The 18,283-nt window shown below is 60.0% G+C and carries 13 protein-coding genes; 5 read left to right on the forward strand and 8 right to left on the reverse strand.

Going from position 1 to position 18,283, the window contains the following annotated elements; genetic code table 11:
* Nucleotides 1-22: 22 nt before the first annotated feature.
* The 3 genes from CX511_RS13865 to mdlC are packed head-to-tail and all read right to left on the reverse strand — an operon-like array spanning nucleotide 23 to nucleotide 4,506.
* Nucleotides 23-1,498: an aldehyde dehydrogenase family protein gene (locus CX511_RS13865; RefSeq protein ID WP_101291900.1), complete on the reverse strand. Its 1,476-nt coding sequence runs from the start codon at nucleotides 1,496-1,498 to the stop codon at nucleotides 23-25.
* Between the two features lie 25 nt (nucleotides 1,499-1,523).
* Nucleotides 1,524-2,864, reverse strand: coding sequence for an MFS transporter (locus CX511_RS13870; RefSeq protein WP_101291899.1), 1,341 nt, complete (start codon nucleotides 2,862-2,864; stop codon nucleotides 1,524-1,526).
* 55 nt (nucleotides 2,865-2,919) lie between these two features.
* A complete protein-coding gene (gene mdlC / locus CX511_RS13875) occupies nucleotides 2,920-4,506 on the reverse strand; it encodes a benzoylformate decarboxylase (RefSeq protein ID WP_101291898.1) in 1,587 nt (528 codons plus the stop codon).
* 126 nt (nucleotides 4,507-4,632) lie between these two features.
* Between mdlC and CX511_RS13880 the strand changes: the two genes are divergently transcribed.
* Nucleotides 4,633-5,529, forward strand: coding sequence for a LysR family transcriptional regulator (locus CX511_RS13880; RefSeq protein WP_045190443.1), 897 nt, complete (start codon nucleotides 4,633-4,635; stop codon nucleotides 5,527-5,529).
* Here CX511_RS13880 and CX511_RS13885 read toward each other — a convergent pair.
* The 4 genes from CX511_RS13885 to CX511_RS13900 form a co-directional block, all read right to left on the reverse strand.
* Nucleotides 5,526-6,857 (reverse strand): MFS transporter, encoded by a 1,332-nt coding sequence (locus CX511_RS13885; RefSeq protein ID WP_101291897.1) that lies wholly within the window; start codon nucleotides 6,855-6,857, stop codon nucleotides 5,526-5,528. The two genes, CX511_RS13880 and CX511_RS13885, sit on opposite strands and share 4 nt — an antisense overlap.
* A 377-nt stretch (nucleotides 6,858-7,234) precedes the next feature.
* Nucleotides 7,235-7,960 (reverse strand): DNA-binding protein, encoded by a 726-nt coding sequence (locus tag CX511_RS13890; RefSeq protein ID WP_101291896.1) that lies wholly within the window; start codon nucleotides 7,958-7,960, stop codon nucleotides 7,235-7,237.
* Nucleotides 7,961-8,153: 193 nt separating this feature from the next.
* Nucleotides 8,154-9,299, reverse strand: coding sequence for a glycerate kinase (locus CX511_RS13895; protein ID WP_101291895.1), 1,146 nt, complete (start codon nucleotides 9,297-9,299; stop codon nucleotides 8,154-8,156).
* 104 nt (nucleotides 9,300-9,403) lie between these two features.
* The gene (locus CX511_RS13900; protein WP_045190455.1) at nucleotides 9,404-10,504 is read right to left on the reverse strand and encodes a sugar diacid recognition domain-containing protein; all 1,101 of its coding nucleotides are present in this window, start codon (nucleotides 10,502-10,504) and stop codon (nucleotides 9,404-9,406) included.
* A gap of 159 nt (nucleotides 10,505-10,663) precedes the next feature.
* Between CX511_RS13900 and CX511_RS13905 the strand changes: the two genes are divergently transcribed.
* From CX511_RS13905 to CX511_RS13920, 4 genes are all read left to right on the forward strand, one after another.
* On the forward strand, nucleotides 10,664-11,998 hold the full coding sequence (locus tag CX511_RS13905; RefSeq protein ID WP_045190457.1) for an MFS transporter: 1,335 nt from the start codon (nucleotides 10,664-10,666) through the stop codon (nucleotides 11,996-11,998).
* A 220-nt stretch (nucleotides 11,999-12,218) separates the two neighbouring features.
* Entirely contained in the window at nucleotides 12,219-13,226 is a 1,008-nt protein-coding gene (locus tag CX511_RS13910) for an aldo/keto reductase (RefSeq protein WP_045190460.1), read from the forward strand.
* A gap of 152 nt (nucleotides 13,227-13,378) precedes the next feature.
* Nucleotides 13,379-14,449 carry an enoyl-CoA hydratase/isomerase family protein gene (locus tag CX511_RS13915; protein WP_101291894.1) on the forward strand — a complete coding sequence of 357 codons (1,071 nt, stop codon included), beginning with the start codon at nucleotides 13,379-13,381 and terminating at the stop codon, nucleotides 14,447-14,449.
* Nucleotides 14,450-14,465: 16 nt separating this feature from the next.
* Nucleotides 14,466-15,617 (forward strand): acyl-CoA dehydrogenase family protein, encoded by a 1,152-nt coding sequence (locus CX511_RS13920; RefSeq protein WP_045190464.1) that lies wholly within the window; start codon nucleotides 14,466-14,468, stop codon nucleotides 15,615-15,617.
* A 76-nt stretch (nucleotides 15,618-15,693) separates the two neighbouring features.
* Here CX511_RS13920 and CX511_RS13925 read toward each other — a convergent pair whose 3' ends face one another.
* Nucleotides 15,694-18,168: an immunoglobulin-like domain-containing protein gene (locus CX511_RS13925; RefSeq protein ID WP_101291893.1), complete on the reverse strand. Its 2,475-nt coding sequence runs from the start codon at nucleotides 18,166-18,168 to the stop codon at nucleotides 15,694-15,696.
* Nucleotides 18,169-18,283: the final 115 nt, after the last annotated feature.

Here is an 18,283-nt window from a genome sequence, read left to right on the forward strand (position 1 = left end):
CGACACTCAGTGACTCAGCGCATCAGAAGGGATACTGACGCGGTGAATGCTGCACGCTGATCCAGTGATCACGGGTGAACTCATCAATCGCCCAATCGCCATTGAAACGCCCGAGTCCGGAATTTTTCTCTCCGCCAAACGGCGCATTGGCCTCATCGTTGACCGGAATGTCGTTGATATGCGTCATACCCGCTCGCACCTGGCGGGCAAAGCGCACCGCACGCTCCAGGTTGCTGCTGAACACCGCACTGGAGAGCCCGAACTCGCTGGCATTGGCCAGCTCCAGGGCATGGGCTTCGTCGCGCGCACGGATCAGCCCCACCAGCGGCCCGAAGATCTCGTTGCGGGCCAGGTCCATGTCGAGGGTGACCTCACCATACACATGCGGCGCCAACAGATTGCCGTCCACTCCACCCTCGTACAGCGGCTCGGCTCCTTCGCGACGGGCCAGGGCGATTTTCTCCTGCAAACCCTGCAGCTGACGCGCATTGATCACCGGGCCGATCACCGTTTCCTGCACATCCGGATCACCCACCGCCAGGCCCTTGACCCGCTCGACAAAGCGTTCGGCAAAAGCGTCGTAAAGACGGTTATCGACAATGATCCGGTTCACCGCCATGCAGATCTGCCCCTGGTGCAGAAACTTGCCGAACACCGCAGCATTCACCGCCTGCTCAAGGTCGGCATCATCCAGCACCACGAAGGGGCTGTTGCCACCCAATTCCAGGGCCACGTGTTTGAGGTGCTCACCGCCACTGGCGATACGGCCGATACCACGCCCCACCGGGGTCGACCCGGTAAAAGTGATCAGCGACGGCGTTTCATGTTCGACAAAGGCATCGCCGATCTCGCTGCCCGCACCGACCACCACACTGAGCACGCCTGCTGGTAGTCCGGCCTCTTCGAAAATTCGCGCCAACAGCAGCCCACCGCATACCGGCGTGTCGCTGGCAGGCTTGACCACTACGGCATTGCCCAGCGCCAAGGCCGGGGCAATCGAGCGTTGGGTCAGGTGCAGAGGGAAGTTCCACGGACTGATGACCCCGACTACGCCCAATGCACTGCGATACACGCGGCTTTCCTTACCCGGCACATTGGATTCGACAATGCGCCCGTGCACTCGCGAGGGGAAGGAAGCCGACTCCAGCGCAATCGCCCGCGCCGCGCCCCACTCCAGCTGTGCCTTGAGCCGGGTGCTGCCGGACTCGCGAATGATCCAGTCGATGATTTCCTCGCGGCGCCGGTCGAACACCGCCACCACCTGATGCAACACGGCCGCGCGCGCCGAGGGGCCAAGCGCGGCCCATTGCGGTTGGGCTCGAGCCGCTTCACGGTAGGCGGCGTCTAAGTCAACACGGCTTGCCTGAGGTATCTCCAGCAGCAGCGCATGATTGAACGGGTTGCTCACTCGCAGGGTTTTACCGGCCGTGCCGGCACGCCATTGGCCAGCAATCGGCTGCAGGTGAAGCTCACTGTAACGCGGGCAGGTATCGAACATGGAACACTCCTTGGACAGGGTCATTTCAAACAGTGGGTTTACTGGCGGCTTCAGGCTCGCAAGCCTGCTGTGGCGCACGCACCTGAATACAGACAATGGCCAGCGCGCCAATCACTCCCGGTAGAGCGAAGGCAAGGAAGTTCTGCTGGAAAGGCAGCTCCAGGGACAGCAGGCTGCCACCGAGCATGGGACCGGCAATCGCCCCCAGGCGGCCGACACCCGCCGCCCAGCCGAGCCCGGTGGAACGGATGTGCGCGGGATAGGCTATCGAGGCATAGGCATGAATGACCGCCAGCGTGCCAATGGTGGTGGCACCGGCGATCAACAGCAGCAGGTTGAGCAGCACAGGGCCTGGCTTGAACCCCAAGGCCGCCAGCGACAACGCCGCTAGCACAAAGAACAGCGCCAGGGTGCGTTGCACGCCAAGACGGTCGGCGAGCCAGCCGCCGAACAGCGCCCCCACCGTGGCGCCAATGTTCAGCGTCACCAGAAATGCAAGGCTTGAGCCCAGCGCGTAACCGCCGTGAGCCATCAGTTTGGGCAGCCAGGTGTTGAGCCCGTAACTCATCAGCATGCACATGGCAAAGGCCACCCACAACAGCACGGTTGCCAAGGCTCGGCCCTTGCTGAACAACTGAGGTAAACGAGCGGCCTGAACCTGTTTGTCGCTGCGGGGCAGACTCAAAGCCGTGCCTGGACGAAAGCCCGGATCGACCTTAACCAGCAGTTGATCCAGCTCGGCGCGGCGCCCCTTCAGTTCCAGAAACGCTGCAGACTCAGGCAGGTAGCGAAGCATGAACGGCACCGCCAGCACCGGCAGCACCGCGACGTAGAACACCGCCTGCCAGCCCCACTGGGGGATCACCGCAATCGCCAGCAAGGCCGAGAGCACCGCCCCCACCGAGTAGAAGCTGGACATCACAGTAATCATGGTGCTGCGTCGACCCTGGGGGGCGAATTCGCTGATCAGGTTGACGGCACTGGGCACCAGCGCGCCAAGGGCCAACCCGGTCACCAACCGGCAGGCACCAAGCTCTATCGGTGTGCTCGCGTGCCCGGTCATGAAGGCCGCCAGGCTGGCCATCAGCGTGGTGACAATAATCAGCTTGCGTCGACCGAAGCGATCCGCCAGTGGCGCAAGCAAGGTGCCGCCAAAGAGCATGCCGAACAGCGCGCAGCTACCCAACGTGCCGGCTTCCAGCGCACTCAGTTGCCACTCCTGCATCAGGCGCGGCACCACCGAGCCGTAGATCACCATGTCATAGCCATCGAACAGCATGATGAAACAGCCCCACAGCAGAATCAGCAGATGGGTGCGATTGAAGGGTGCAGCGTCGATCACTTCACTGACGGAAGTCGTGTTCATAGCCACCTCTATTTTTTATTGTTGTGTTGGCGCGGGCTTGCGCCGCCATTGCGGCTTAGGGCTCGATGGTGTGTGTTGGCACCTCAATCAGCACGGGCCGATTACCCGCCAACGCCTCACTGAACGCACGGGCAAATTCTGCCCCGGTCGCCGCATGCACCGCGTGGACGCCGTAACCCTGGGCGATGGCGCAAAAATCCAGGCCTGGCACGTCCAGCCCTGGCGCATCGCTGACGTTGAGCACATCGGCAAACCAGCGCAGGGCACCATAGGTACCGTTCTTGAGAATGATGAACACCACCGGAATGTTGTACTGCGCGGCTGTCCACAAGGCGGTGATGCCGTAGTTCGCCGAACCGTCGCCGATGATGCCGATGACACGTCGCGCGCTTGTCGCCAGTTGCACGCCGACTGCCGCCGGCAAGCCGAAGCCGAGACCGCCGGCAGCCGGAAAGAAGTAGCTACCCGGTTCGCGCATTTCCACGCGCTGCCAGAACGCGCCGACGGTGGAGGTGGATTCCTTGACGTAGATGGCATCCTTGGGGGCCAGCGCGTTGATCAGATCAAACACCGTTTCCGGGCGCAACAAGCCGCCCTCCTCGGCCACCGGCTGGGCGTTGGGCAAGGCCGTTGGCATGGCCCGATCGACGTACGGCACACTGTCGACCAGCGCCGCGAGGGTCTGGGCAATATCGCCGACCAGGGCATCGCCCATCGGCGCACGTGCAGCCTCCCCTGCATCGCAGGTGATGTGCAGCAACTGGCAATTGGCAGGCAAATAGTCGCCCGGCGCGTACTGGTGATAGCGAAACACCGGCGCCCCCACTACCAGGATCAGGTCATGATCGGCCAGGCAGCGGCTGATACCCGCAATCGCGGCGGGCAGCACCCCGCGAAAACAGGCGTGACGTGTCGGAAACGGACAACGCGATGCCGAAGGCGCCACCCAGGCCGGCATGCGCAGCTTCTCGGCAAGTTGCACCGCAAGGTGGTTGGCCGCGCTGCCATCAACGTCCGGCCCCAGCACCAACACCGGATTACGCGCCGCTGCCAGATGCGCGCAGAGCTGTTCCAGTTGCGCGACCGAAGGTAAGCCAGCACTGGCCACCTGACGCCGGGCCAGGTGCTCGACCCCGGCCGGCGCCTCACAGGCCCAGTCGTCATACGGAATCGACACATACACAGGCCCTCTGGGCGGCAGGCTGGCCATGTGAATCGCCTGGCTCAGTGTGCGTGGCACATCCTGCGCCGAGGCCGGCTCGTGGCTCCACTTCACCAACGGCTTGGGCAGTTGCGCGGCATCGACGTTGGCCAGCATCGCCTCCACGCCGATCATTGAGCGTACTTGCTGGCCGGCAGTAATCACCAGCGGGCTGTGGGAGTACCAGGCATTGGTCAGTGCGCCCATGCCATTGCCGGTGCCGGCGGCGGCATGCAAGTTGACGAAAGTCGGCTGGCCCGTGGCCAGGGCATAGCCATCGGCCATGCCTACCACCGCGCCTTCGTGCAGGCCGAGGATGTAGCGAAAATCGTCTGGAAAGCCCTTGAGAAACGGCAGCTCGTTGGAGCCTGGGTTGCCGAAAATCGTGGTCAGGCCGTGCTGGCGGAGAATGTCATAGGAGGCGCGGTGAACCGTTTTCATAAAGACCCTTGCAGCTCGTTTTTAGAATTTGGGTTACTTTTGCAGTCACCGCTAAATTGATCAAATTGATACTATCTCTATAAAAAATAAAACTGATCTATATCACTGTGTGCACTTCGAGGCCCCATGAGCCATATCGACCTGAACCTGATCCGCACCTTCGTCACCCTCTACGAAGCCCGCAGCGTGACCCTGGCTGCCGAGCGCCTGTTCGTCACCCAACCCTCGGTCAGCTACGGCCTGGCGCGGCTGCGTGAGCTGTTTGGCGACCCTCTGTTCAGTCGCACCCGCGACGGTATCCAACCCACCTTTGTCGCCGACCAGCTGTACACCACACTGCGCGACTCGCTGACCCGCATCGAAAGTGCGGTGCAGAGCACCCGCGTTTTCGACCCGGGTACCACCGAGCGCAGGTTTCGCATTGCCCTCTCGGACCTGGGTGAAATGGGTTTCTTGCCGCTCATCCTCGCGCGCCTGAACCGCGAAGCGCCGCACGCCGAAGTCGAGGTGCTGCCGTTGCAGGTAGACCAGGTCGGTGAGTGGCTGGCTTGCGGCAAGATTGACGCCGCCATCTGCCGCCCGCCGGTGCCTGGCACCCGTAGTCAGGTACTGATGCGCGAGCGCTATGTCTGCCTGTTGAGCGCCGACCACCCACGCATCGAGCGCGAGCTGAGCCTTGAACAGTTCGTTGCTGAGCGTCATATCACCGTCACCCGCACCACCGGTCACGGCAGCGTCGAAGATGTGTTGAACAGCATGCAGGTGCAGCGGCGGATCAGCTTGCAGGTCCCACATTTTTCGGTGCTGCCGAAGATCATTCCCGGTACCGACTTGCTCGCTGTCCTGCCTGCGCAGATCGCCCGGCTGTTCGTTCAGGAAGGCGGGTTGAAAATGCTGGAGTTGCCCTTTCAGGTGGCCGAGTTCAACGTCTCGCTGAACTGGCACCCCAACAGTGACAACGCCGCCGCCCTGCAGTGGTTCTGCACCACGGTCGCTGAGGCGATCATCGACGGCCAGGCCTAAGCCCCGGCCATCATTGGCTGCACCGGTGTTTGCGCGGGCTTGAGCAACAGCAGGCAGCCCGCGGCTATGACAAAGACCGCGGCAAACACCCCATACAAATGCAGCGGTTGCCAGCCGTCATCGAGCAACACACCGGCCACCGTCGGCGACAGGATTGCGCCGATCCGACCAATGCCGATGCCCCAACCAACCCCGGTGGCGCGTACCGAAGCGTCATAGACCACCGGTGACAACGCATAGAGCCCGGCCACGCAACCGTTCGAGAACAACCCGATCAGCAAGCCGAGCCCCAGCGCCGCCAGGATCGATGACCCGCTGCCGACAAACAGCACCAGCAGCGCAGCGGTGATCAGCATGAACAATGACAACACCCGGGTAAGCGGCCAGCGCGAGGACAAGCCGCCGATCAATGCCGCGCCAAGAATGCCGCCGACGCTCAGCAGCACCCCACCAGTGATGCCCTGCTGGGCCGACAAGCCGGCGGCCACGAGCAACTTCGGGGTCCAGCTCATGATGAAATAGAAGCCAAACATCACCAGGAAAAACAGCAACCAGATCAGCAACGTAGTGCGGCGCATGGCAGGTGTCAGCAACCGCCTGAACCCGGTCGCGGCACCCGCCTCCTTGACCTGTAGCGGCGGCAGCTGTGCCAGCAGCGGCTGCCCGAGCCGCACGGCCAGGTGATTGACCCGCGCCAGCGCATTGGCCGGGCGCCGCGCCAACAAAAAGTCCAGCGATTCTGGCAACCACAGCAACACCAGAGGGATCACCAGCAAAGTGACAATGCCGCCAAACAGGAACACCGAACGCCAGCCCCAATGACTCAACAGCCACACCGCCAGCAGGCCGCCGAGGGTCGCGCCCAGGGCATAACCGGTGGACTGCAGGCTGACCGCCAGCCCACGCCAACGCTTGCTGGCATATTCACTGGCGATGACATTACTGCTGGCAAGAATGCCGCCGATGCCCAACCCGGTCAGGCCGCGCAACAGCGCCAGTTGCAGCGGGCTCTGGCTCAACGCCGAAAGCAACATACCGACGCCCGACAGGGCAAGGCAAAACAGGATCAACGGGCGACGGCCAAAGCGGTCGGCCCAGGGGGCGATAAACAGCGAACCGGCAGCCATGCCGAACAAGCCAGCACTGAGCAACAGGCCGACCTGCGCCCCTCCCAGGCTCCACTCTGCTGAAACCGAGGCGGCAGTGAATGCCATCACCAACACGTCAAAGCCGTCGATCATATTCAGCACAATACAAATGCCGATGGCCAGGCACTGGAACCTACCCATCGGGTCGTTATCGACACGCTGCTTGAGATCAATAGTCATGGGTCACCTGTGGGTCGGTGGCGACCAGAGGCGAGAGGACGCAGATGTACGTGCACGCGCAAAGAAAGCGGCGGGAACCCCGGGAGTTCCGCACCCTTGATAAGCCATTCATGACTGAACCCTTTTTGTAATTGTTATCGCCTACGGGCAGGAGGGCTCCCGCCGTCGTCAGGCGCTAATCAATCAGATAATGGATCCATAGACAACCGGGTATCTCTAGCCGGTCATGAGTGGCGAAAGGCAGAAACCGTTAATCATTCTTATGGGTTATAAGTAATTATCTTATTTATCAGTATGTTAGATAAATGTTAGCGTGAACACATTTCTGTTCGATTATCGCCCTGCAACGGAAGGATAGCGTTGAGACACTGGATCCATTAACCCTCAAGCAGGCGCAACCGCTCAATGGTCTTTTCTGCCTGGTTCAGTTGCGCCTCAAGCTTGCCGATCAGTTGCAATTGCTGACGTAATTCGGTCACCCGCTCAGCCAGGCTCAGCGCCAGGTTCTGGTTCTGTTTCTCCAGCTCAGTGCGCGAACCTTCCAGCTGCGCCAGATTCACCTCCAGCCCTTGGATCTGTGCCTGGCGGCGCTCACCCTGAGTTTTGAATGTGCGCTGGGCATCCTTCAGCGTGCGGACCTGCACCAACAAGCCTTCGTTGTCACGGTTCAAGCGCGTCAGCTCGTCCTGTTTAACGATCAAGGTTTGCTGCAACTGACGTAACTCGACCTGCAGTAGCTGCGCTTGTCCTTCATGACGGCGCTGCTCTTGCTCACGTTGTTCAGGGCTGGCGTTGTGCGCCAGCGTTTGTCGCTCCGCCTCAAAAGCGCTACGCGCCTGCTCGATGCGTGCCTCCCCTTCTTCGCGTATTTGCTCAGCCAACTGCTCAACCAGCGTTGTCAGCGCATCGCTGAGAGTGGGCGCACTGGCCCGCTGTGCCGGGAGCTGACTGTTCAGCTCTTTCAGGTAGCGATGAATAGTGGTTTTTGAACCGGTATTGCCCAGTTCGATACGTACTGCATCGATGCTCGGATTGAGGCCGCGGGCCAGTAGCGCCTGACGCGCCTTCTGCACTACCGCCTTGTTGATGCCGCCGCGAGCCATGCTTACCCCTATCTTTTCGTAATGTGGTACGTACTATGTATTTACATGGTATCTGAATACGAAAAATGATGCGTAGAAAGCATTCATTACGATGAAATAATCGCGGCGTGCTGCGGATCGGCATCTGGTGTGGGTTTCGCGGTGATGCGCAGGCGGTGCTCAGTAGCGCACCGACGCAGCTCACCCACACCGCTCAATGAGCTGATTTGCTGGCACAATCCCAAAGTCGAGCGATGTCGCCAGCCCGCGCCTGCAGCAGTACCGCAGCATGGGCGCAGGCGTACTCAAGGCTCATCGGCCCACTTGTCAGCGCAAATGCGGCATCGATACCATGATGGTACAGCTGCTCATAGCCCTCCCCCAGTGTCCCGGCAATCACCACCACTGGCACACCATGACGCTTGGCGATGCGAGCGACGCCAAACGGGGTCTTGCCGCGCAAGGTTTGCGCATCGAAGCGACCTTCGCCGGTAATGACCAGGTCAGCACCCTGCACCGCTGCGTCGAGCCCGGCCAGTTCCGCCACCACGTCGATACCCGGCCGAAAAGCCGCGTGCATGAAGGCCTTGGCCGCAAAGCCCATGCCGCCGGCCGCGCCGCAGCCTGGAAAGTCGCGCACGTCCTCACCCAGCAAGTGCGCGCAATGGTCAGCAAAATGCCCCAAGGCGTGGTCCAGCCACTGCACCTGCTCAGGGCTGGCACCCTTTTGAGGGCCAAAGATAGCCGAGGCACCGTTGCAGCCGCACAGCGGATTGTCGACGTCGGCAGCCACTTCCAATTGCACCTGGAGCAAGCGCGGATCAAGCTCACTGGCATCCAGGCGCATCAACTGGGCCAATGCCAAACCACCCTCGGCCAGTGGCTGATCAAGTGCATCGAACAAGCGCAGCCCCAACGCGCGCAGCATGCCACTGCCGCCATCGTTGGTGGCGCTGCCACCGATGGCCAGGATGATTCGCCGCGCCCCGGCATCGAGGGCGGCACTGATCAACTGACCGGTGCCATAGGTACTGCTGCGACAGGCATCACGCTGGCTGAGGCTGAGCAACTGTAGGCCGCTGGCCTGGGCCATCTCGATAATTGCCGTGTGATTGTCGGCCAGCCAGCCCCAACCGGCTTGCACAGGCTCGCCTAACGGGCCTTGTACTTGCTGATAACGCAGCTCGCCGTTACAGGCGGCGATGATCGCCTCCATGGTGCCTTCGCCACCATCCGCCATCGGGCACTTGAGCAGTTGCGCGGCGGGCCAGACATCAGCGAGCCCCAGGCCAATGGCATCGGCCACGCCTGCGGCGCTGAGGCTGTCCTTGAACGAGTCGGGGGCGATGACGATTTTCATGCGAATTCTCCTGCTGCAGATCGTTGCATGCTGACAGCTAGGCCGCCTGCGCGCTTGTGTCGGATGCACAAAGGCTGCACACAGGCTTTGGTCAGTTTGCCCAATCAGGCGTCGGCAGGCAGCAATTGCAAACCCAGATACAGGCTCAGTATGCCGTCCAGGCGCAAGGGATCGACTTCACTGAGTTCGGCAATGCGCTCCAGGCGGTAACGCAGACTGTTGCGGTGGATGCCCAGCGCGTCGGCGCAGGCCTGGCTCTGGCCATCGTGGGCACACCAGGCGCGCAAGGTAGCCAACAGCTGACCGCTATTGTCTTTGCCGCGAATGCGCTGCAACGGTTCGAGCAACTCGTCCAGGGCGTCATCGTTGCGGTGACGCCAGAGCAGCGCCGGCAGGCGGTAGCGGCTCAAGGTAAGGATCTGTTCGGCTGGCAGCACTTCACGTCCGTAGGCGAGCAAATCACGCACCCGGCGATAGCCACGGCGCAACTGTTCAAGGCTCTGTGCGGGCGAGCCGCTGGCCAAGCGTTGCACCTGCCAGGCATGGCGCTGGAGCTTCTCCAGCAGGCGCGGCTCATCCAGAGTAACGCTGGCCGGGCGACACCAGAGCAGCGATTGACGCGCGGGGCTGACACACCAACTGTCCGGATAACGGCTCATCAGCCAACTGGCCAAGGTCTCGGCGGTAGATCCGGCATCCAGTTCAAACAGGCAAGGCACCCGCGGCAACTGGGGTTTGAGCCCCAACTGCCGGGCTTCATCAACCAAGCGCGGCGAATCCCCTGAACCGCCGAGCAATAAGGCCAACAGGTCATCGCAGCGCTGCCGTCGCCATTGCTGCTCGACCTGTAGATGGCGCTGGGCCAGGAGCATTTCGGCGGTCATGCGCACCAGCTCGGCGTAGGTGCGCAACTGTTGTGGCTCGCCCGTCAGGCCCAGTACGCCGATCAAGCGTCCGTCGAGCATCAGCGGCAAGTTGACGCCCGGCTGTACCCCTTTCAGGCACTTGGCTGCATCAACATCCAATTCGACGATCCGGCCATTGGCTAACACCAACTGGGCGCCTTCGTGACGAGTATTGATGCGCTCCGGTTCACCGCTACCAAGGATCAGCCCCTGGCTGTCCATGACGTTGACGTTGCAGGGCAAAATGGCCATCGCGCGATCGACGATATCTTGCGCCAGGTCATGGTCCAGTTCGAACATAGGAGGATCCTTGTTGTCGCAATGATTGGTCCGGGGCACAGCAAGCCACCGAAAATGCTGTGCATAAGCACAAAGACAGCCACGGTCCGCTCACCGAGACTCATCGCGAGCCACCTCAACGCAGGCGGCGGCGATAAACATAACAACAGAGAGCAAATCATGTCATACAGCCCTGCCCCTGACCAAGGCCAAGACGACACCCGCAACGCGCTGTATCGGCGCATCACCCTGCGGCTGATTCCCTTCATTTTCATCTGCTACCTGTTCAACTACCTGGACCGGGTCAACGTTGGCTTTGCCAAGTTGCAGATGCTCGACGCACTGAAATTCAGCGAAACCATCTACGGCCTCGGTGCCGGGATCTTCTTCATTGGCTATGTGCTGTGTGGCCTGCCCAGTAACCTGGCCCTCAACCGCTTCGGCCCGCGTCGCTGGATCGCGCTGATGATGATTGCCTGGGGCGCGTTGTCGACGTGCCTGCTGTTTGTCACCACGCCGATGGAGTTCTATGTGCTGCGCCTGTTCACCGGTGCGGCTGAAGCAGGCTTCTTTCCCGGTATCGTGTTGTACCTCTCGCGCTGGTTCCCGGCGACCCGGCGTGGACGGATCATGGCCTTGTTCATGTCGGCTATTCCGGTATCGGGTCTACTGGGCGGACCGTTCTCCGGATGGATCCTCAACCACTTTGCGGCAGGCCAGCATGGCTTGGCCGGCTGGCAGTGGATGTTCCTGATTCAGGGCCTGCCGACTGTATTACTCGGTTTCCTCGCCATTTTCCTGCTCAGTGACGGCTATGCCACAGCCAAATGGCTGAGCCCCGCCGAGCGTGAGATGATCAAGCATGACCTGGCGGTCGATGCAGCCAACAAGCCGGTCACGGCCAGTGACAGCCTGCTGTCGGTATTCACCAATCCAATGATCTGGACCTTTGGCTTTGTCTACTTCTGTATCCAGAGTGGTGTTTACGCGATCAACTTCTGGTTACCGTCGATTATCAAAAGCCTGGGCTTCAGTGATGCGTTGCTGATTGGCTGGCTGAGCGCGATCCCTTATTTGCTCGCAGGTGTGTTCATGTTGCTGGTAGGCCGCTCGGCGGACCTGCGCAACGAACGGCGCTGGCACCTTGTGGTGCCGATGCTGATGGGTGCAGTAGGCCTGTTGATTGCAGTCAACTTCGCCCACAACCCGGTCATTGCCATTATTGGTCTGAGCATCGCCACCATGGGCGCCCTCACCGGCCTGCCGATGTTCTGGCCGATGCCCACCGCCCTGCTCAGCGCCGGTACGGCCGTCGCGGGCCTGGCGATCATCAACTCGGTCGGGCAGATGGCCGGCTTTCTCAGCCCCTACCTGGTGGGTTTCATCAAGGACCAGACCGGGTCAACCGATGCGGCGCTGTATTCGCTGGCGGCGTTGATTGTGGTCGGCAGCCTGGTGGCTTTGCGGGTATCGCGGGTGCGGTCCGGCGCGTTGGTGGGTGAGCAAGTGAACTAATTGCGTCTCGATTCGTAGCCGCTGCCGCCAGGCTGCGATCGGGCGTGAAACGGCCGCCATGCGGGCCCATCGGGTAGACTGCATGACGACTGCTTCGCAGCCGATCGCAGCCTGGCGACAGCGGCTACGATAGGCCGGGCAAGACGCTCTCACGATGCTTTCAATCACTGCTGTAACTGTGTAAAACAGATCGGATCCAAACCGCCATGGAATCCTGATCATGATCTACCGTCCACTGGGCCGCAGCGGCCTGCAAGTGTCCGCCCTGACCCTGGGCAGCATGATGTTCGGCGAGGCAACCAGCGCCGAAGACTCACTGCGCATTATCGACAAAGCCTGGGACCAGGGCATCAACTTCATCGACACTGCTGACGTGTACAACGCCGGACGCAGTGAAGAGATCGTAGGTGAAGCCATTGCCCGCAATCGCCATGACTGGATCCTGGCCAGCAAGGTCGGCTTTGGCCCGGCCGATGGCGTTCCGAACCGCAGCGGTTTGAGCCGCAAGCACATCTTCAACGCCATCGACGCCAGCCTGACGCGCCTGGGCAGCGATTACCTGGACATCTATTACCTGCACCGCGAAGACCACAGCACACCACTGGAGGTCACTGTTGCCGCGATGGGCGACCTGCTGCGCCAGGGCAAGATTCGTCATTGGGGCGTGTCCAACTTCCGGGGCTGGCGCATCGCCGAGATCTGCAACCTGGCCGAACGCATGGGTGTGCCAAAACCTGTGGTCAGCCAGCCGCTGTACAACATCGTCAACCGCCAGGCCGAGCCCGAACAGTTTCATGCCGCCGCCCATCACGGCTTGGGCATCGTGCCCTTCAGCCCGTTGGCCCGCGGTGTGCTCAGCGGCAAGTACGCGCCCAATGCGACACCGGATGCCGGCAGCCGCGCTGGGCGCCAGGACAAGCGCATCCTGGAAACCGAGTGGCGCCCCGAGTCGCTGGCCATTGCCCAAAAGATCCACGCGTACACCCAGGACAAGGGCGTGGGCATGGTTGAGTTCGCCATTGCCTGGGTACTCAACAATCAGCTGGTCAGCTCTGCCATCGTCGGACCGCGCACCGAGGCCCAGTGGGATACCTACAGTGGCGCACTGCAGGTAAAGATCAGCGCTGACGATGAAGCCTTCATCGACTCACTGGTAACAGCGGGGCACGCCTCCACCCACGGTTACAACGATGTCGCGCATTTTGTCAGCGGACGCCTGCCACGGTAGGCGCATCCACGCATGCAAAAATGCAGATTCAGCCTGCAGTTTTGTCGATTGTATTGAGCAAATTTGCACTGATAGGATCCGTTGATCTTCGAGCGTCTATCCAGATCGTGACAATTCACCTGGAAAATCAATAACAAAGCAGGGAGACAGCGATGACCGCGCACGTTCAAACGCCGACTGCGGCGCCGATTCTGGCCCAGGTTCGCAACCATATCGGTCACTTGACCCTCAACCGCCCAGCTGGCCTCAACGCCCTGACCCTGGACATGGTTCGCAGCCTTCAGCAGCAGCTCAACGCCTGGGCGGTTGATGATCAAGTACATGCCGTGGTGCTGCGCGGCGAAGGCCCGAAAGGCTTCTGTGCCGGCGGCGACATCCGTTCGCTTTACGACAGCTACAAAGCCGGTGACAGCCTGCACCGCGATTTCTTCGTCGAGGAGTACGCCCTCGACTTGTGCATCCACCATTACCGCAAGCCGATTCTGGCGCTGATGGACGGCTTTACCCTGGGTGGCGGCATGGGCCTGGCCCAGGGTGCGGAGCTGCGGGTGGTCACCGAGCGCAGCCGCCTGGCCATGCCGGAAGTGGGCATCGGTTACTTCCCGGATGTCGGCGGCAGCTATTTCCTCTCTCGCGTGCCTGGCGAGCTGGGCACCTATCTGGGCGTGACTGGCGTACAGGTTCAGGCCGCTGATGCGCTGTACTGCGGCCTGGCCGACTGGTACCTGGACAGCAGCAAACTGGCCCTGCTCGACGAGCGCCTCGATAGCCTGACATTCGGTGCACACCCGCTCAAGGACCTGCAAGGCGTACTGGCCAAACTGGGCACCCAAGTACTGGACGACGCGCCCCTGGCCAAACTGCGCCCGGCCATCGATCACTTCTTTGCCCTGCCTGAGGTCAGCAGTATCGTGGAACAACTGCGCGCGGTGACCGTCGCCGACAGCCATGAATGGGCAGTGAAAGCCGCCGAGCTGATGGAAACCCGCTCGCCCTTGGCAATGGCCGTGACCCTGGAGATGCTCCGTCGTGGCCGACACTTGAGCCTGGAAGACTGCTTCAAGATGGAACTGCACCTGGACCGGCAATGGTTCGAGCACGGTGACCTGATCGAAGGCGTGCGCGCGCTGATCATCGACAAGGACAAGCAGCCACGCTGGAACCCCGCGACCCTCGCCGGCCTGAGCCGTTCACGCGTGGATCAATTCTTCGAAGGCCTATGAGGCCTGGAGTACGCAGATGCAAGACCTGGAACTGACAGAAGAACAGATCATGATCCGCGACATGGCCCGCGACTTTGCCCGTGGCGAGATCGCGCCGCATGCCCAGGCCTGGGAAAAAGCCGCGTGGATCGATGATGCCGTCGTGAAGAAAATGGGCGAGCTGGGCCTGCTCGGCATGGTCGTGCCCGAACAATGGGGTGGTAGCTACACCGACTACGTCGCCTATGCCCTGGCCGTGGAGGAAATCGCCGCCGGTGATGGCGCCACGGGAGCGTTGATGAGCATCCACAACTCGGTAGGCTGTGGCCCCCTGCTCGCCTATGGCAGTGCTGAACAGCAACACACCTGGCTGCAGCGCCTGGCCACCGGCGAAGTGATTGGCTGCTTCTGCCTGACCGAGCCACAAGCGGGCTCCGAAGCGCACAACTTACGTACCCGCGCCCAATTGCAGGGCGATCACTGGGTCATCAACGGCGCTAAGCAATTTGTCAGCAATGCCCGGCGTGCCGGCTTGGCCATCGTCTTTGCGGTGACTGATCCGGAGCTGGGCAAGAAAGGCATCTCAGCGTTCCTGGTGCCTACCGAAAACGAAGGTTTTGTGGTTGATCGCAGCGAACACAAAATGGGCATCCGTGCCTCCGACACCTGTGCCGTCACGCTGAACAACTGCCGCATTCCCGCCAGCAATATGCTCGGTGAACGTGGCAAGGGTCTGGCCATTGCCCTGTCCAACCTCGAAGGCGGTCGCATCGGCATTGCTGCTCAGGCCTTGGGCATTGCCCGCGCCGCGTTTGAGGCCGCCCTGGCCTATTCCCGTGAGCGTATCCAGTTTGGCAAGCCGATCAACGAACATCAGAGCATCGCCAACCTGCTGGCCGACATGCAGGTGCAGATCAATGCTGCTCGCCTGCTGATCTTGCATGCCGCGCGCCTGCGCAGCGCGGGCAAACCCTGCCTGAGCGAAGCGTCCCAAGCCAAGCTGTTTGCCTCGGAAATGGCCGAGCGCGTCTGCTCCAAAGCGATTCAGGTACATGGTGGGTATGGTTACCTGGAAGACTATCCGGTGGAACGTTACTACCGTGATGCGCGGATTACTCAGATCTATGAGGGCTCAAGCGAGATCCAACGGATGCTGATCGCCAGGGAGCTCAAGCATTACGCGCTGTAGTGCACTTGCCTGTGGGTGCGCGCTACCGCTGCGAATTGGCACTGGGCCAATTCGCAGCGGCATAAGGCGTACTCCGTTACGGGTAGATATATGCACACATAGCGGCGGAGAAAACTTGCTTATTTCCTGCCCACTGGTAGGCATCAGTACCGCCATCGCAACAGGCCACCTCGTTATTCGAGTTACGCTGCCCAAGTGACGTCCATTTTCCGGCAATATGAACACTTGGCATAGGGCCATACTTCTGACAAATCCTAGCCCACATTGTTTGTGAAATAGGTGCCCCCATGGTTTTTTGAGCAATAAAGAAATTTCTTATATTAGTTAACTGATCAAACCTATGAACACCAATATAAGTGCAGAAGGCAAAGCAACCTTTTACAGTTACATTATAAGAAGTGCTTTGATTGCGCGCATCAGTCACTGTAATTGCTGAAACACCATTCTTCCTTAAGACTGTCAACTTCCCTTGATTATCCACAGTTAGAACACTTCGATTGCTTGAGGCAAATGTGAATGGCGGTTGACCACCTTTAGGCAATCTGACTTTTAGCTGGTAGCTCGGCGACACTTTGAGATCGCCACTAGTCCATTTTCCACCCACATAGACGGAACCAGGAAACGGCTCATTCTCAATAACCATCGTGCTTTGATCAATCCACATTTCAGGCTCACGCATTCCTGGCGCAGCAATCTTGAACACCAGATCCCTGGACGCCTGACTCGGCCTATCGTCCCAGACAACACTGTAGTAGAGCGTCACTTCTACCACCTCTTTGCCCTCAATCTGCAGCTCCTCCTTCGGGACCTGGAAGCCACTGACTTTGTCTCCGGCTTCGAGCGCCTGCTCATCCTCGTAGTAAAAACCTTCCGACGTGCTCCAATGCAAGTACACGGTGCACGGCGTCGGCAGGCTGCCCAAATCTGGGATCGTCACGTCCAAACCAAACTTATAGGTATCGAGTGCCGGGTTGAGCGTGTTTTCGGGAAGTTTAGGGTCTGTGCTAGGCGCCGCGAGCGTTTCTACCGTATAGCCAATATCGATGAATGCCCAGGCAGACTGCACCGTAACCTGTCCTCGCTTAATCCTATAAGCGACCTCAGCCCACCCTCCGTCAAACGGTTTGAGGAAGTTTTTACCCACCTGCCGCAAGGCCAGTTGCTTGCCAGCACGGCTTTTACTGACCCGGAACATCTTGCCTTCCAATTCCACCACACTGCCATCGGCCTGAGTACCGCGCCAAACGACGGTGACTTCATCTTCGTGCTGCAAGTTGGCCGTACTGGGAATGATGACATGAACGTTTGCCAGATCCGCGTCGACCCAAGCCTCCTCATCGGCCTCATCCACCAGTGGCTCTGGTAGACGGATGATCTGCCCTTTGAAATTGACGTAGGCTACCTTGGAGACCACTTCGACGTTGTTGCGCTTGCGGATGTAAAACGCTTTACCACTGCCATTGCCCAACTTAATCAGGTGGTCATTGGGAATCTTGAATGTCAACGCCTGGGCTGCGTCGGTGACGACAACCGGTCCAAGGGTCAAAGCGCTGGCAAAGTCTTCGCCGGTGGTACCTACCCAGTACAGGGTAATGCTGTCACCGACTTGAAAGGGACCAGGCACTTTGATTTCCAGGTCCTGGTCGGCGATACCACTCAGGTCGACCTCAGACACGGAGGCACCGGCGCCGTTCGGATCAAGAATAATCGGGGCACCCGGATTTTGGTCATGATTCGGTTGAGTGGGTTTGCCCGACAAGTTGACGTTGACCCAGGTATCAGCCGACCACTCAGACTCGTTGCCTACCTCATCTTCGATGTAGTAGTAAACGGGCACACGGTCGCTGTCGCCTGCACGGCGTATCGCCGCTTCATCCACTTCCAAGACAATTGGCTTGCCAATTTGTCCGCTGGTTACCACATGCTCGGTCGCCAGTTCTTCGCCCCAAAACAAATAGATCCGATCATGGGCTTTCATCCCTGAATACGGGGCAATGGTCACCTTTATCTTACTTTTGGCATGTGCCTGCTCGATCACGCCTGTAGTGGGAACTGCAACGTTGGGGGCAGGCAGCTCGACCACCTCCCCGTTCGCACCGAGCCCTGGCTGACCGTAAACCACTTCTGTCGTTACGCTGGCTGAACGCTTGCCGCCCACGTCGATAAACATCGAATGGTGGCCTTGCGGGATTTTATCACTGGGCACATTGAGTGTAATCAGAGCGCCCACCTGGCCGGGCAGTACCTTCTTGAAGGCCACGACCTTATCGGCCCAATAAAGTTTGATCGTATCCCCGCTCTGCATGTTCGGATAAGGCTGGATGACGACTATTAACCCGTCACTGTGCTCACCAACCAGTTCATCGCTAATGCCAAAGTCAGCATTTGCAACTGGGCTTTGGGCTTTGTATATGTAAGGTTTATGAATACCTGATGCTGCTTGCCCGGAATGGTGCGCATTGAAAGTAGTCAGCAGTTGTCGCAAGTTTTGTGTGCCATCCGAGGGATCGTCGACAACGTCAATGCTATTAAAGGCTTCGATATTGGTCATGGCTATCTCCTTTTGCCGTTATGCCGAGAAGGCCAAAAGACGATATGCCTGGCGAAGAGAGCCCACAACTGACAAAAATACTAGGTCGACGTCAGCGCCCCGAGGCGACGATAGT

It is taken from the genome of Pseudomonas sp. S06B 330 (assembly GCF_002845275.2).
GTDB lineage: Bacteria > Pseudomonadota > Gammaproteobacteria > Pseudomonadales > Pseudomonadaceae > Aquipseudomonas.

Excerpts from the sequence above, each read along its gene's own strand:
- CX511_RS13865 (WP_101291900.1), bottom strand. The coding sequence starts at position 1,498 with ATGTTCGATACCTGCCCGCGTTACAGTGAGCTTCACCTGCAGCCGATT.
- CX511_RS13920 (WP_045190464.1), top strand. The coding sequence starts at position 14,466 with ATGCAAGACCTGGAACTGACAGAAGAACAGATCATGATCCGCGACATG.
- CX511_RS13915 (WP_101291894.1), top strand. The coding sequence starts at position 13,379 with ATGACCGCGCACGTTCAAACGCCGACTGCGGCGCCGATTCTGGCCCAG.
- CX511_RS13890 (WP_101291896.1), bottom strand. The coding sequence starts at position 7,960 with ATGGCTCGCGGCGGCATCAACAAGGCGGTAGTGCAGAAGGCGCGTCAG.
- CX511_RS13925 (WP_101291893.1), bottom strand. The coding sequence starts at position 18,168 with ATGACCAATATCGAAGCCTTTAATAGCATTGACGTTGTCGACGATCCC.
- CX511_RS13900 (WP_045190455.1), bottom strand. The coding sequence starts at position 10,504 with ATGTTCGAACTGGACCATGACCTGGCGCAAGATATCGTCGATCGCGCG.
- mdlC (WP_101291898.1), bottom strand. The coding sequence starts at position 4,506 with ATGAAAACGGTTCACCGCGCCTCCTATGACATTCTCCGCCAGCACGGC.
- CX511_RS13895 (WP_101291895.1), bottom strand. The coding sequence starts at position 9,299 with ATGAAAATCGTCATCGCCCCCGACTCGTTCAAGGACAGCCTCAGCGCC.
- CX511_RS13870 (WP_101291899.1), bottom strand. The coding sequence starts at position 2,864 with ATGAACACGACTTCCGTCAGTGAAGTGATCGACGCTGCACCCTTCAAT.
- CX511_RS13885 (WP_101291897.1), bottom strand. The coding sequence starts at position 6,857 with ATGACTATTGATCTCAAGCAGCGTGTCGATAACGACCCGATGGGTAGG.
- CX511_RS13880 (WP_045190443.1), top strand. The coding sequence starts at position 4,633 with ATGAGCCATATCGACCTGAACCTGATCCGCACCTTCGTCACCCTCTAC.
- CX511_RS13905 (WP_045190457.1), top strand. The coding sequence starts at position 10,664 with ATGTCATACAGCCCTGCCCCTGACCAAGGCCAAGACGACACCCGCAAC.
- CX511_RS13910 (WP_045190460.1), top strand. The coding sequence starts at position 12,219 with ATGATCTACCGTCCACTGGGCCGCAGCGGCCTGCAAGTGTCCGCCCTG.